8 protein-coding genes and 2 other RNA genes are annotated in these 15,288 nt (G+C 45.6%); 5 read left to right on the top strand and 5 right to left on the bottom strand.

Annotation, left to right across the window (positions count from 1 at the left end):
* Positions 1 to 95: 95 nt before the first annotated feature.
* Positions 96 to 974 carry a LysR substrate-binding domain-containing protein gene (locus TW77_RS12675; RefSeq protein ID WP_046005349.1) on the bottom strand — a complete coding sequence of 293 codons (879 nt, stop codon included), beginning with the start codon at positions 972 to 974 and terminating at the stop codon, positions 96 to 98.
* Between the two features lie 104 nt (positions 975 to 1,078).
* Between TW77_RS12675 and TW77_RS12670 the strand changes: the two genes are divergently transcribed.
* The 4 genes from TW77_RS12670 to TW77_RS12655 are packed head-to-tail and all read left to right on the top strand — an operon-like array spanning position 1,079 to position 4,030.
* Positions 1,079 to 1,600, top strand: coding sequence for a GNAT family N-acetyltransferase (locus TW77_RS12670; protein ID WP_046005348.1), 522 nt, complete (start codon positions 1,079 to 1,081; stop codon positions 1,598 to 1,600).
* A gap of 4 nt (positions 1,601 to 1,604) precedes the next feature.
* Positions 1,605 to 2,978, top strand: a complete 1,374-nt coding sequence (locus tag TW77_RS12665) for a sodium-dependent transporter (protein ID WP_046005347.1) — start codon at positions 1,605 to 1,607, stop codon at positions 2,976 to 2,978.
* A gap of 20 nt (positions 2,979 to 2,998) precedes the next feature.
* Positions 2,999 to 3,538, top strand: a complete 540-nt coding sequence (locus tag TW77_RS12660; protein WP_046005346.1) for a DUF1579 family protein — start codon at positions 2,999 to 3,001, stop codon at positions 3,536 to 3,538.
* A gap of 15 nt (positions 3,539 to 3,553) precedes the next feature.
* Positions 3,554 to 4,030 (top strand): YybH family protein, encoded by a 477-nt coding sequence (locus TW77_RS12655; protein WP_082078919.1) that lies wholly within the window; start codon positions 3,554 to 3,556, stop codon positions 4,028 to 4,030.
* Positions 4,031 to 4,090: 60 nt separating this feature from the next.
* On the opposite strand, the gene rnpB (TW77_RS24590) is transcribed toward TW77_RS12655, so the two are convergent.
* The 4 genes from rnpB (TW77_RS24590) to rsmI form a co-directional block, all read right to left on the bottom strand.
* An RNA gene (gene rnpB / locus TW77_RS24590) (RNase P RNA component class A) lies at positions 4,091 to 4,422 on the bottom strand.
* Positions 4,423 to 4,576: 154 nt separating this feature from the next.
* Positions 4,577 to 11,761 (bottom strand): LamG-like jellyroll fold domain-containing protein, encoded by a 7,185-nt coding sequence (locus tag TW77_RS12650; RefSeq protein ID WP_082078918.1) that lies wholly within the window; start codon positions 11,759 to 11,761, stop codon positions 4,577 to 4,579.
* Between the two features lie 277 nt (positions 11,762 to 12,038).
* Positions 12,039 to 12,409: RNase P RNA component class A (rnpB, locus tag TW77_RS24290), an RNA gene on the bottom strand.
* Between the two features lie 59 nt (positions 12,410 to 12,468).
* Positions 12,469 to 13,332 (bottom strand): 16S rRNA (cytidine(1402)-2'-O)-methyltransferase, encoded by an 864-nt coding sequence (gene rsmI / locus TW77_RS12645; protein ID WP_046005344.1) that lies wholly within the window; start codon positions 13,330 to 13,332, stop codon positions 12,469 to 12,471.
* Between the two features lie 63 nt (positions 13,333 to 13,395).
* Here rsmI and TW77_RS12640 point away from each other — a divergent pair, with 63 nt between their 5' ends.
* Positions 13,396 to 15,288 (top strand): penicillin-binding protein activator, encoded by a 1,893-nt coding sequence (locus TW77_RS12640; protein WP_046005459.1) that lies wholly within the window; start codon positions 13,396 to 13,398, stop codon positions 15,286 to 15,288.

Raw genomic sequence — 15,288 nt, 5'->3', positions numbered from 1 at the left:
TTGACTTCAACAATGCACGAGCTGTCGCCATCGGCATCATGGTCGTTGGCCTGCCTTATTTGAAAAGCGTCGATACCTGGTGTCGTTATGGATGGCTACTCATTGACATTTTCGACTAACCAGTTGATAAACTTTTCTATGGTATCACCGATCATACTGTTAGAGCGAAAATGCACATGGTAGTGTCCCCAGGGCAGCTCATAGCTGAATTGAGGCAAAGCTTTAAGCGCCCCTTGCTTGATGAGGTCATCCACCATAAAACCACAGCTTAACGCAATGCCTTTTCCAGCTAACGCCGCGCGAACGGCTAACATAGCCAGCTCGAACTGGTGTAGATGTAAGTTAACCGGCTTACGAATTTGGTGTTGTTGCATCCATAAATTCCAATCCTCAGTTTTTTCTGATGAATACAAGGGCAAACCCAGTAATGATTCAGGATTGGTGCTGTCGATACAATCTATCAGTTCAGGCGTGCCAACGGGAAACCAGTATTCATGTCGCAGTTTTTGCGTTACAAAGCCTTCCGGTGTAGGCCAGGTGCCAATGATGATGTCATAGTCACTGGCGTTGAAATTAGCAGCATAAGATTCCATACCCAGTGCCAATTCAAGATCTGGATACTGACTGGCAAAGCTGGCCAGTCTCGGCGCCAGCCAATCGGCGGCAATGGAAGTCTGTGCCATGACTTTTAGGGTTAGATTTTCAGAGCTGAGTAAATGGTTAGTAATTGCACCAAGGCGTTGAAAGCTGTCTGACACCACGGCCAAAAGCATATCCCCCTCTTGAGTCAATGCCGTGCGCTTCTTCTCTCTGATCAACAGCGACTTGCCAAAAAATTCTTCTAGTTGCTTTATTTGATGGCTTACCGCGCTTTGAGTGATACACAGCTCCTCTGCAGCACGGCTAAAACTTTTGTGCCTAGCGGTGACTTCAAATACCTTCAGGGATTTCAATGGTGGCAGTTTATGGCTCATCTGGGTATTAGTATTCCTCATTACATGATGATTTTATATCACTATTTCTAATGCATAGGCTAGTTTAGAGTGAACTTCCATTCATAATTGTGAGAAGTAAGAAGATGATTGAGACCACACGCTTACGACTGCGCCAATGTCAGTCAGATGATGCCCGTTTTATTCAAGAACTGTTTAGTCAACCAGAATGCATCGAGTTTATTGGCGATAAAGGCCTGACTGAGTTAGCACTAGCAGAGCAATACATTAAAGAAAATTTGCAAGCCAGCTATCAGGAGCATGGTTATGGCTTGTATCTGATGGAGCTAAAATCCAGCGGTGAACGTATTGGGCTGTGTGGCTTAGTTAAACGCGACTACCTGCAGTTACCAGATTTAGGTTTTGCTTTACTTAGTCAGTACACAGGCAAAGGCTTAATGCTTGAAGCTTCTAAAGCCGTACTGTATTTTTGCCAACAGCAGTTAGGCCTGGATGAGCTACTGGCCATCACCAAACCTCATAACCTGCGCTCAATTCAACTGCTTACTAAGCTCAACTTCAAACAAGTCATACTCGCTTCTAAGCGCGAGGAATTGTCGCAAGTCAATACATTTCATCTAGATTTAGTCGAGAGTTTGACGAGGTAAGGCGATGATCAGACCTGCTTTTTCTTCACGCATAGGCTTTATCTTTGCCGCTGCAGGCTCTGCGGTTGGACTGGGTAATATCTGGAAGTTTCCATTCGAGACCGGGGCCAATGGTGGCGCCGTGTTTGTACTTATTTACTTAGGATTTTGTTTTTTACTCTGCTATCCCGTAATGGTGGCGGAGATTGCCATTGGCCGTCATACCAGGCGCAATGCCGTGGGGGCATTTAGTGTACTTGGCTTCCCACGGTGGAAGCTCGTGGGGTTACTTGGCGTGTTGTGCGCTGTGTTGATCTTATCCTTTTACAATGTAATCGCCGCCTGGGTCATCGGTTATCTGTTTGAAATGTTGCGGGGCAATTTTGCCATCGGTGATAATTTCAGTAACTTTACGTCCGATGCAATCAAAATCACCTTATACGCCGGTATCTTTATGGCGTTGACAACTTATGTCGTTAGTAAAGGGGTCAGCGCTGGTATCGAATCTGCTGCGAAATTTCTTATGCCTGCTTTAGTTGTCGTGATGATAGGCATGAGCTTGTATGGGCTGTCTTTACCTGGCGCCAGTAATGGCGTTGTATTTTATCTGATGCCGGATTTTTCTGCGGTAAATTTATCCGTTGTCTATGCCGCGCTTGGGCAAGCTTTTTTCTCATTGTCGTTGGGCATGGGGACCCTGATGACATTGGGCAGCTACTTGCCTCGACAAGCCAACATAGTGAGCTCTTCGGCAATGGTCACGTTAGCAGATGTCGGCATAGCCTTGATGGCTGGTCTTCTTATTTTCCCTTTGGTATTTAGCCAAGGTCTGTCACCAACGGGCGGAGAGGCCCTTATTTTTGAAGCCTTGCCACGCGCTTTCGAAAGTTTCGGCCCGGTTACGGGCAGTGTGCTTGGCAGTGGATTTTTCCTGCTGCTGGCCTTTGCTGCGTTAACCTCCACCGTATCAATGCTGGAGGTACCCACCTCCTATTTGGTCGATGAGTTTAGCCTTAGCCGAAAAACAGGCGCCGTCATAGCAGCTACCTTAATCTTCATCATCAGTATTCCATCGTTACTCTCAGCCGGTGCAGTAGAAGAGCTAACGCATTTTGTTGAACTTGGCGCAAGCCAGCAATCAGCCAGCTTTATGCGTGCAGCAGGAATGTTGGCCAGTGATACTTTGTTGCCCGTAGGCGGCTTTTGTATTGCCGTATTTAGCGCCTATGTGTGGTGTCGACAAAACCTCAAAGAAGAATTAACTGCGGCCAATGTTGAAGTGAGCCCACTATTGTTGAGCTATCTAAATGTTTCGCTGCGTTACGTTTGCCCTTTGTTGTTGGCAATCGTGGTAGTTGTAACCGTCGCAGAGGGATTCTTCGGAATACCGTTTTTTTAATTTAAAGATAGGGAGTAAAAATGCATACACTTATTCAACTTTGTTGCGGATTGATTTTGTTTTGCCATGTTGCGCTGGCAGCCGTTGAGCTGCCATTACCTCAACACCAGGTGATGAAACTGGATGAGGGCGAGTGGTCCGCCAAACTCAGCTTCTTTGCCGATGGTCAGTTACAGAGCGAACATCAGTGGCATGAAAGTAATACTATGTTGGGTGATCTGTGGTCCATAGGCAGTCTATACGGCAGTTTGAACGGCAAGCTCTTTAAGGGCTACGCTACCTTAGGCTACGATCCTAAACAGGGGAAATTTGTTGGTACCTGGGTGGACTCCATGTCGCCAGAAATTTTGCAGATGCATGGCGACTTTGACTTTAAAACTAATACTTTAACCATGTTTTATCAGCTTACCGATTCATCTGGCCAAGTTCAGCAAAGAAAAAACGTGATGGTTTATAAAAACACATCGCACCGAGATTTCATCATGTACATTCAGGCGCAAGACAAGTGGGTGAAATCCATGCATATAGACTATCGACGAGTGGAAAATCACAACAATTAACCGAGGGGAATTACAATGTTCAATGCATCAAGCTTAACTAAACCGTATTCAACGACGTTGGCACTTTTTATCTTATTGTTGACCATACCAATACAAGCAAAAACTGACATTAAAATACTAAAGCAACAGGTATGGGCAGCCGAATTGGCATTTGCCAAAACCATGGCAGATCGCGACCACCAGGCTTTTACTGAATTTCTCGCCGTTGATGCGGTGTTTATGGGCGGTGGCAATAAGGTGAATCGTGGCAAGCAGATGGTGTCAGACAGTTGGGCAAAGTTATTCGATAGCCCCAAAGCACCATTTGCCTGGAAGCCTGAGCGAGTTGAAGTATTAGATAATGGTACCTTGGCTTTAAGTACAGGACCAGTTTGGGATGACCAAGGTCGTTTTCATACTTACACCTCGATTTGGCGCAAAGAAGCCAATGGCCGCTGGAAGGTTATTTTTGATAAAGGCGACCGTTATTGTCCGCCGAAGTCAAAGGAGTAACTTTGAGTCTGTTTAAAAAACCGCTTGATCTACATAAGTAAATCAAGCGGTTTTTAGAATGGGGTGAGTCAGCCTGTAAGCCGGGTTCTGTTCTCTCCCGAGGGAGATCGATAATCATTCGTCTAGGCTTGGGATCGCTCCCAAGCTCGAGCAACCTACCCGGTTCCGATGCGGGCCACACCATAAGGAACCCTATTTGGTCTTGCTCCGGGTGGAGTTTACATTGCAACCAACTGTTACCAGTGGCCCGGTGCGCTCTTACCGCACCCTTACCGGTTCCGAACAGTACACCGCCGTTTAAATCAAGACCCAGTTTAATGGGAGACAGACCCAGTCGTTGCAGCCAGTAAAGTGCAGTAGCTTATTCAACCACGGTTACCGAAACCTGCCCGCGCAATGCCTCAGCCAGTACCTCCTGTGCTGTAGCGGAGGCAGTCTGTGGAGCTAATGTAACTAAAGTTGGTTCACCCGACTCTATGTCAGCCACGGTAAAGCCGCGATACTCAAAAAGTATCGCGGCTTCAAACTTTTTATACGCTACTGAGCTTATTCAAACTCAATGGTGACCATCTGCTTCTGGCTTTGACCATTGCTACTACTGTAAATGTAATAACTAAATGAGTCGCTTGCCCCATTTGCACTGCCATTTGGCGTATAAATAAATTCACCTGAGTATTCGCTGATGGCGACCTCGCCGTAGGCTGGCGCATCTGCTAACCCAAATGTGACTCCAGTACTACCTGGCAGCTTGCCAGTAAAAGCAGCATACTCAGTCGTTGTAAACTTAACATCAAGGTTATTACCTACTTCAACTGCGCCATAGATAGTTCCGTTAAATTCATCTCTCGCTACGTTGTTCGCTCTGTCTTGCTCGAAGTCATAGTACAACAATAGGTCTTCTTCACAGCCTGATACCATTTCGGCAGTACAAATACCAACTTCTTCCTCAGTTAACGCACGTGTCCACACCGCCACATCATCGATGTAACCTTTGAAACTATGTACCACTGTTTCGTCGCCGCTGTATGCACCAATACGAATAGGTAACGTATTGTTTACTTGTATACCCCCTAAAGTAGCTTGTCTAACAAATGTACCATTTACGAAAACCTTCCACTTTTTATTTTCCATATCTACAACTACAGCGACATCGTACCAACGGCCATCAGCCAAGTTACTCAAGCTATACTTAGAACTATTAAATGCAATAATATTCCTGCTTGCATTGCTGTCATTGACGAACCTGAACTCAAGTCGATTCGAGTTATTGATTCGTAATAGCCAACCGATGTCGTCATTAGAGTCAGATGCTTTTTTAGCTGCAATTACGCGGTTACTATTTTTACTACCTGGTGCTTTATAAATCTTCGCTTTAATAGTAAGGCTGTTGCCACTAGTAAAGTTCAGCTCATCATCATGCGCGATTTCAACATAGTCACTATTGCCATCGAAGGCAAAGTAAGCGTTGTGTTTTTCAAAGGTCGGTGTGTTAACCAGTTCCATCGTGCTTTCACCCGTCAAGTCTTCAACTTCGCCATCTAATTCGTTGTCGAAGCTATAGTAAGACAACAAGCTTGAATCACTTAACGACGCACCTAAGTTGCGATGTGCAATAATAGAGTCTTGCGATTTTGCATAATCCCAGACACGGATTTCGTCAATTTGGCCATTGAACATCTTGCTTACACGGTCATTACCTGCACCCCATACAAAGTACACGTTGGCGTCATTAGCGGCATTCACTTCTGAAATAACCAACTCACCATCTAAGTATAAAGATACTGTTTGTGTTGGTTGATCATAAGTTAATGCGTAATGTTGCCACTGACCTACAGTAATCGTTTGTGTTGACTTGTATGCAGACTTGGTAGCTTTTACTCGTAAAGTACCATCTTTCAAAATACGGATAGCTGCATTTGAAGAATTTGCACCTTCAGAGAAAGTAAACAAGTTAGCGTTGTTCTCAGGGTCTAAAGCATTCACTTTTACCCATGCTTCAATTGTGTATGAACTGTTTGGATTGAAACCTGAGCCCATGGTTTGAACCATAAGCTGGTCAGTGCCGTTCAGCACAATTGATTGACCAAAACTGTTCATAATAGACAAGTCTTGATGGAACGGGCTTTCCACATACGTCCACTCAGAACATTCAGGGTCACCGAATAACGTACCGTCATTTGGCGTTACACAAAAAGCAACATAGCTATCAATATCTTCTAATGACAAGGTGTATGATTGGTAAAGTCCACCATCAATTACCTGTGCATCGTCCTTACTGCCTGTAGCAGAACGATACCATTGGTAACGAGTCCCTGATTCCAAGTCACCTTCATGGTCGGCATAAGTGTAAGATCCAGTTAATATTGATTTGCCGACATACTCGCCTGCTACAGTTACATCAGACGCAACTGGCGCATTGTTGCCAAATGATAATACTGGTTCACCACACGCTGCGCTGTTGCTACATAAGTCGAATGACAATGCTGTAGTGAAGGAGTTTTGTGCAATAGTGATTTCCGTTGGTCCACCAAAGTCTGTGTCGCCGGCCGTAACCACTTTCTCGCTGTCTAATAATGGTCCATAAGAACCTTTTTCAAACATCAGACCTTGGTTACCCATAGTATAAACTTGGTCAGCTGAACAAATCGCTTCTTGCACGTTGTATTCAAACTCAAGCAATTTAAATGGCATTCTAAAGAATGCACTCATCTTACTGTTATTAACAAAGTTCGATGCTGCATTAACGGTTAACGTTGCGTCAATCATGCCATCATTGTTAACGTCATGGCTTAGCTCAGGTGTAAAGGTAATGTCTTCTTCCGGGTCAAAGTAAATCTCAGTACCATCTTCTAGAACTAAAATAGCGCTAGATTCAATGTTCAACTCAAAGTCTTGTTTTAAATCAAGCGCTGCACTTAAGAAAGTATCAAGCGTACTGTATTTGTAGCGACGATATAAATCTTCACCGGTCGGTGCGAAATACCCATCAATACATTGTTCCGACGTACCTTCCATTGCCTCCATGCCTGCTGCAGCATGCCACTTGGTCCAGTTAGAACCCCAGTAGACCTCTTCCGATACCCAATCAACTAAGTCGTGACTAGCTAAGAAACGTAACTTATCTACGTCTAAATCAATCGCTTTTTCAATCGCTTTCCTCGCATTAGAAGATAATTCAGCTAATGAATCACGCGTTAAGTTTTTAATAAATAGAGCGATATTCTCATAAGATACATTCGCCGGAATATATGCAATGGTTGTCGCTGTCGGATCAGAAACATCTGTACTGATAATTTCAACGCCATCAGTTAAACCGAAGTGAGCGTATACAGCGTCGATAATTTCCACACCGTTTACCACACTCGTACCAAAGCTAATGTCATCACTTCTGGCTTTTGCGTTTTCAGTTGCAACAGCAACGGATAACTCGTAGAAGTAGCTTTCTGTCAAAGACGTAATTTCTTCATCCGTTAAGTTACGAGTTAACTCGAAAACTTCTACACCGTCTTCCAACTCATAGCAATCGGCACGATTAAGCGCGTTAGCACAGTTGTCACCGTAAACACCAAAGGATTCTGAACCAATCGTTTTCTCATAAGAAGCGTAATCGATTTTGGTTTGACCATTTAATTTTTCAAATAACGCTGACTCGTATTTGATTAAATAGTCTTCAAAAATTAACTCAGCCGAAATTTGCACACCAGGAGACGACGCCATGAAGTTTGCGTTTTCACCAACGGTAAACTTGGTTGCTAAATTAACTGGCTGACCAGCAGCTATTTCATCTGGGAATCGTAAGTCCATCTCAAGAGGAATGTCGGCTTCAACCCAACCGCCGAATAAGTTCATGCCGCCCACATAATGGATTTTACCGTGTGATTCAATTCTAATAATTGCAGGATCATCTGGTAGATTTTCTTCTGGCACAGTCCAAGTATGCTTAGTTTCTGTTGACGCCCACTCAGGAGCACTCATGCCAAGCAAATCTAAAACCGTGTTTTCGCCCCAGTAACTGCCTTCACCACTTACATCACCTTCTAAAGTGATCTCCATCGACTCCATGTTTAATACTTCAACAGTGATTTCTGCAGTGTCAGTGGTGTTGTATTGGTCGTAAACGATGACTTCTAAGGTGTACCTTGAGGTGTTTTCATAGTCCAAACGAGAAACCGTATCGCTAATGCTTAACACACCCGTTTGTGCATCTAATACTAAGTCACCGTCTTCGTTACCACTTAGGATTTGGAAGGTTACATAGTCACCAATATCGTTAGGATCTGCCTCTAATGTGCCGATTTGTGTACCGCTCGCCGATGCTTCACTTACAGAGAACTGTTGTGGGTCGATAGTAGGTTCGTTGTTAACCGTAACGGTTAAACCGTCTTGCACTAACATAGTTGCTGAGCCAGACGTGAACACTTTATAAGTGATGTTGTCGATCACTTGTGTTGAACCAGAATCAACCCATTGGTTGTTTGATGCACCAACAAAGTCGTCGTTGTCGCCTAAGATACGTAAGTTTGAGTTGCTGCTCACACTCTTGTTAAGCGTGATTGCATTAGCACCCGAACCACGGATATCAAATACTTCAACGTTACGAACACGAGAAGCTTGAGTTGCAAGGTCAAGGTTAATGCCTGAGCCGTCAAATACTAAGGTATCTGTGTTACCACCAGCATCAATACGTGTGAAGGTATTATCAGAAATGTAGATAGTATCTTCACCAGGGCCTGCGTAAACGGCATCAGTGCCACCGTTAGTGCGAATGACGTCGTTACCAGTGCCAGTCGCAATGTTATCTGCTGCCGCTGTACCTGTGATAGCGTCGTCACCGTCAGTCCCCCAAAGCGTTACTAACTTACCGTCACCATTAAGAACATACACAGCACCTGTGTTGTTTAAATTGTTTTTATTCGCAGAAGGTGTACCAAATTGAATATCTTTGATACCGTCGCCATTGATGTCACCAGCACTTGCAATAAACTGACCTAACTGCTCACCGCCGTTACCTTCAGAGTAAAAACCTTGTTGAGTTTCAATAATTTCACTAAGGTAAACAGGCTCAGTGCCTGCACGGCCATAAACGGCGTATACACGACCTTTGTTATTTTCAGCAAACGGGTCGCCAATGATGATATCGTCAAAGCCATCACCATTAAGGTCACCCGCCCCACCGATTGAACCTAAGATAACTTGTAAGTCACTGTGGTCGATATTTGATGCATCGTTGTGAATAACAAAACCGCCGTTACCGTCAGCAATGTCGGCAAGGTTAATTTCGTCAGTAGAATCAGCACCACCGAAGATTATGTAAGCACGAGGATCGTCGATTGCAGAACAACACCCTGTGTCTGTCAATAATAACGCGATATCGTCAACACCATCGGCGTTTACGTCACCGACATGAGAAGTAGTAAAAGATGGCAAAGCATTAAGAGTGGCATTACCGAAGTCAAACCCGTAGTTGCCACTGCCTTCTGGCGTGATCTTAATACCGTGTTCGTCTTTGTAAATGTTGTTGTATTTAATCGCTTCGCCACCGATACGGCCATAAATAACATAGCTTGTGCCTGCTGTATCAACGTATAGACCGTTGCTCACGATGAAGTCCGTTAAACCATCACTGTTAAAGTCACCCGTTGGTAAAACTTGTGCGCCGTAATGCCAGTCGCTGAATAACTTTCTGTTAGGACGAGTAATGGCAAAACCCTGTGTATTGTAGTCTGTTGCAACGTTGGCTAACTGAACAACGCTTTTATCTTTTTTACCGTAAACAACATACGCCAGGTTTGGATCAGCGGCGCTGTCTTCTAATAAATTTCTTAATGCAAAAGAACCTGTACCAGCTAAGAAACGAGAGACTGTTTCACCGATAACAATATCGCCAAGGCCGTCACCGTTCACATCACCAACGACTAAAGAACCACCAGAGTAGTCTTGAGTGTAAGCACCGTGAATAGCAAAACCTTTGTCGCTGCTGCCATCGTTTAAGTATTGAAGCGGCACATAGTTAGTATCTGACTTACCAAATACGACATAAGTAGAACCGGAATTGTCGCCATTAGTGCCTGCATATGGTGCACCTACAACAACATCAGATAATCCGTCGCCGTTGATATCAACGCCACCAGCTACGGAAAAACCTGCGTTATCGCCAGCTTGTGCACCAAGGATACCAAAACCTCGTGTACCGCCTTGAACTTGAGTTAACGTTGGGAACGTGCCCGTTTCATCACTAAATAGTACATAAGCCGCACCATTGTCTTCTGTGATAAGCACACCGTCACCATCACGAACATCAGTTTGAGGCGCACCTACGATGATGTCGTCAAAACCGTCCCCGTTGACGTCACCTGCTGGCGCCACTGCCCAACCCGCCCAATCGGCTGCTTCTAAACCGTCAATAGATTGTGCGTTATTGTTTAATGAGTCACTGATGTCATTGACGTTGATAGTTACTTGTGAATCATAATTATTGCCTGCGCCATCAGTCACACGAACTGTGATCACATATTGGTTATTACCCAATTCGTAATCTAGTTGTGCTTGGTCAGCAACTTTGATGTCACCTTTAATTGGATCAACGGAGAAAACACCAGCATCGTTACCAGCAACAATTGAATAGGTGTAATGTTCTAGTGGGATATCCCAACGACCAGCTTCGAAGATTTGATAATGCAATTCAAATTCGCCAAAACGATTTGGCACAAGGTTTTCGTTATCTGAATGCAAATAACCTTGTAACATCATTGGCGCGATGTAGTTTATACGCACTGCTGCGTCGAAGATCTCTTTATCTTTACCAACCGCTTGAACAAATACAACTGGCTCCCTGTAAGACTTTGAGAATGTAATGGAGAATGGATTTTCGATGTCAGTATCAGAAACTGTGATCACGCCCGTTTCACCAACGATAGCACTGGCTTCTGTTACTAATAAACCCGTGCCTTGTAATGCAAATACGTTGACGTTTTCCGCCACGTGCGCTGCATCATCAAGGTTATCAATATGAACTTTGACTTTGTCTGCAGATAACTCTTCAATTGCAACGCCACTTTGAGAGGTACCATTGTATGAAGATAAAGAAGTTAGAATGACCGGGGTGTCTGTCATTGGCACGCTGAACGCATGACCATGAGTATTGTGAGTAACCGTTGTGCCTGTGCTTGACACATCGATTGGTTTGTCATTCCAAAACGCTGAAACAGGTTCAGCAAATGCAATCCAACCTAATTTTTCACCTGCACCTGTATTGGTGAAATTTTGGATAACACTAGTGCCTTTTTTGTCTAACTGTGACTCAAGAACCGCTTCAAAACCTGAGGCCGTCACATGGTTTAAACGATGACGCATTAACAGGTCGCGGTGGTTTTTATCTTCAACGCCATTATAAGAATAGGTATTTACTTCATACTCTACCGTATAATCACTGTTAGACTGGATCTGGCCAAAAACAATAGGCGCTTGGGCAAAGGTCGATGAAAATGAGATGGGCTCAAACACTTCACCGTTTGTGACCCAGTTTTTGATTTCTGTTGTTCCAACCTCTAAACGCACCGTTTTATCTGATACGCCATCAAGAAAATGAACAGTACCAATGGTTGTGTTCGTTTTAGTATTTTCATCAACTTTTATTGTCAATGGGGCCAGAGTTGTCTGAGCAAAACTAGGGAAACTAGTCCCCACAGTCAGCAATGCCAGGTACAGTTTGTTCCGCATTATAGTATTCATACCCCTCTATCTAGTCGGCAAATACAGCTTAAGATATGAATTTATCTCACAAAAATGAGATTTAAATATGGATACAATGAGGAAGTGTAAACATTTCTCATTAACTCTTAGCGCCCTGAGTATGCCAAAAAGCCCAAATTAACTGGAATAAAACAATGAGATATATACAAGCACATTTGTCATGTAACGTATTGCGTCGCTAAGGCGTGAAGTATGAGATAGGTCTTCAAAGTAGGTTAGCAAACGCTTGCAAAAACAAGCGTTTGCTAATGTAAAGAGGGTGAGTCAGCCTGTAAGCCGGGTTCTGTTCTCTCCCGAGGGAGATCGATAATCATTCGTCTAGGCTTGGGATCGCTCCCAAGCTCGAGCAACCTACCCGGTTCCGATGCGGGCCACACCATAAGGAACCCTATTTGGTCTTGCTCCGGGTGGAGTTTACCTTGCAACCAACTGTTACCAGTGGTCCGGTGCGCTCTTACCGCACCCTTTCACCCTTACCGGTTCCGAAGAACTTAGGCGGTCTTCTCTCTGCTGCACTTGTCGTAGGCTCACGCCCCCCAGCCGTTAGCTGGCACCCTGCCCAATGGAGCCCGGACTTTCCTCCCCCTGATCATTTTCGTCACAGGCAGCGATTATCCGGCTGACTCAGGCGGGCGATTATACGCACCTTTACCAAAAAACGCAGCATCAATTTACGTTATTTGAGTTTATTCTCCCTCACGCTCGGCGATAATGGCTTTATACAGGGCGTTTTTCTTCAATCCGAAGTACTCGGCAGCAATGCCACAGGCTTTTTTCAGCGGCATTTCCCCTTCCAGCAAGCCGATCAGCTGCTTGGCCTCCGGCGTCATTTCACTGCTCACCTGGTTTTTACCCGGCAGCATCAGCACCAGCTCACCCCGCTGGCGCTCAGGTTCGTTTTCAAGAAAGGCGATCAGCTCACACACAGGCCCGCTGAAAAAGGTTTCATAGGTTTTGGTCAGCTCTTTGGCGAACACCACCTGCTGTTGCTCACCCAGTGCTGTTTGCAAGTCAGCCAGGCTGGCCATGATGCGGTGGGTGCTTTCGTACATAATGCTGGTGATGCCGGACTCATGTGCCTCTTTAAAGAAACTCTGACGGGCCTGACTTTTAGCCGGTGTAAAACCGATAAACTGAAAGCGATCGGTTGGTAACCCTGAGCAGCTTACCGCAGCAATTGCAGCACAGGCGCCCGGCACAGGGGTAACCTGAGCACCCGCTTCACGACATAAGTTAACCACCGCGTAGCCTGGATCGCTAATAAGCGGCGTGCCGGCATCGGATACCAGCGCGATGTCCATGCCCTGCTCCAGCCAGGTTAGGATCTGCTGCGCCTTTTGTTTTTCGTTGTGGTCGTGCAGCGCAAAGGTTTTTGCTTTTATGCTGAAGTGGCTCAATAATTTACCTGTGTGACGAGTGTCCTCGGCAGCCACTAAGTCGACGTCTGCCAGCACTTTCAGCGCACGTTCACTGATGTCTTCTAAATTGCCTATGGGTGTGGCAACGATATACAGGGTGCCAATTTTGTCTGAGATTTCGGCATTTGTCATTGAGCTCTCCAGGGTCAGTCAGTAAGATATCCACAAACAAAAGGTATGAGTAAAGGTTTGCGAGTGCGACTGAAAAATATAAGTCTAGTGATTGCGGTATTGTCGGGGTTATCGGCCTGCGGCACAACCCCTAAAACGGCATCAACACAAGACAAACAGACATTAGCGACAACCACCACCGCACCAGCCGAACAACTGGATGCGCAGGGCTTGTTTGAGAAAGCTAATCGTAAACAAGGCGCAAGTAAAATTCAGTTGCTGTATCTGGCAAGACAGGCCGCCATTGACGAGCAAAACTGGCCCATTCTGGAAAAAGCCTGTAGCGAGCTCGAAAGCAAGGCCAGTGTCGACCATGTACAAAACAAGCTGTATACCGCATTGGCCCGTCAACAACAGCAAAAATACAGCAGTGCGCTGGCGTTACTGCAAACCTTAGAAAGCAAATTAAAGCTGCCAGACCATCAGGCCTGGCATCAGTACCTAATGGGCAGCGTATATGCCGCTCAACAGCTTCCCAAAAAAGCCCTGGTGCATTACTTTAACAGTGCGGATCTGGCCAACAAACACCAGCTTGTTATTGCAGGTCTCAACCAGGATATCTGGCAGGCACTGCAACAGCTGTCGTCGTATGCGCTGGAGCGTTTTGATCGCGGCACGGTGATCCAGCAGGGCTGGGTTAAGCTGGCCAAATATCATCAGATTTACCTGGGTTCGACGGTACAGCTTCATCAGGCGCTGAATAACTGGCAACGCCGCTATACCAGTCATCCGGGCAGTGAAATCATCCCGACGGAAGTGAAAACCACTCTGGATCTTGCACCGTATGATGTCACCCGCATTGCTGTACTGTTGCCTACCTCGGGCAGTAGTGAGCGCCTGGGCAGAGCCCTTAAAAACGGTTTTCTCGCGGCGATGGATAGCAATCGGGTTGAAGAAATTTTCTTTATTGACGAAACCCTGGATGTGGCACAGATAGACAAGGAGCTTGGGCAAAGTCAGGCCGAGTTTGTGATTGGGCCACTGCTAAAAAGCAATGTCGAAAAACTCACTGAAAGTACCTATTTAGCGACAACACCGGCGCTGTTTTTAAATACCCTGGATACGCCCGCTGCGCTTGGCAACCCCAACCATTATTACTTTGCGTTAGATCCCGAGCATGAAGTGGAACAGGCTATGGTGCATTTCCTCGCGAAGGGCTATCAAAAACCTATGCTGCTGGCCCCGGATACGGCTTCCGGTAAACGCCTTATCAGCCACTTTGAAGCTCAGTGGCAGCGTTACAGTGAAACCCGCCCTGAAGTGGGCTTTTACTCTGACAGTGAAAACATGGCCGAAGTGGTTGGCCAGCTACTTGAGGTCGACAGCTCCAAACAGCGGATCAACACGATTAAGCGTATGTTCCGTAAAGAACTGGAAAGCGAAACCCGCTCTCGCCGTGATATAGACGCCATTTATATCCTCGGAGATGCCATCGAAACCCGCCTGCTTAAACCGTATTTGGATGTCAACGTCAGTACCTTTGCCGATCGTATCCCGCTCTATGCCAGCTCACGCAGTTACAGCAAGCAGATAGATAAAACCGACAAAGGCGATCTGGAAGGCCTGTTTTTCACCGAAGTGCCCTGGATGCTGCCCGGCGCGGTTAAATCGCAAAGCTTACGCGAGCAACACAGTCAGCTTTGGCCTGAGCAATCGGATATTGAACAGCGCCTGTTTGCCATGGCCTATGACGCGCTGAACCTGATCCCGGAAATAAAACAGTTAAGTAAAATACCAGGCAAAGAATTTGATGGCCTGACCGGCGCACTCACCATTAAGGAAGCCAACCGCATTAATCGTCAGCTCAGCTGGGCACAGTATCATAAGAACCAGATCCGCCTGGTCAGTTTAGATCAGCGCCCACCTACGCCGCTGTTTATGAAACAGCTGTATGAAGATTATCAGGCACAAAGGTAG

This window comes from Pseudoalteromonas rubra (genome assembly GCF_000967655.1).
Taxonomy (GTDB): domain Bacteria; phylum Pseudomonadota; class Gammaproteobacteria; order Enterobacterales; family Alteromonadaceae; genus Pseudoalteromonas; species Pseudoalteromonas rubra_A.
Note: the sequence above shows the minus strand (reverse complement) of the source record. Positions and strands in the feature narration are given on the sequence as shown.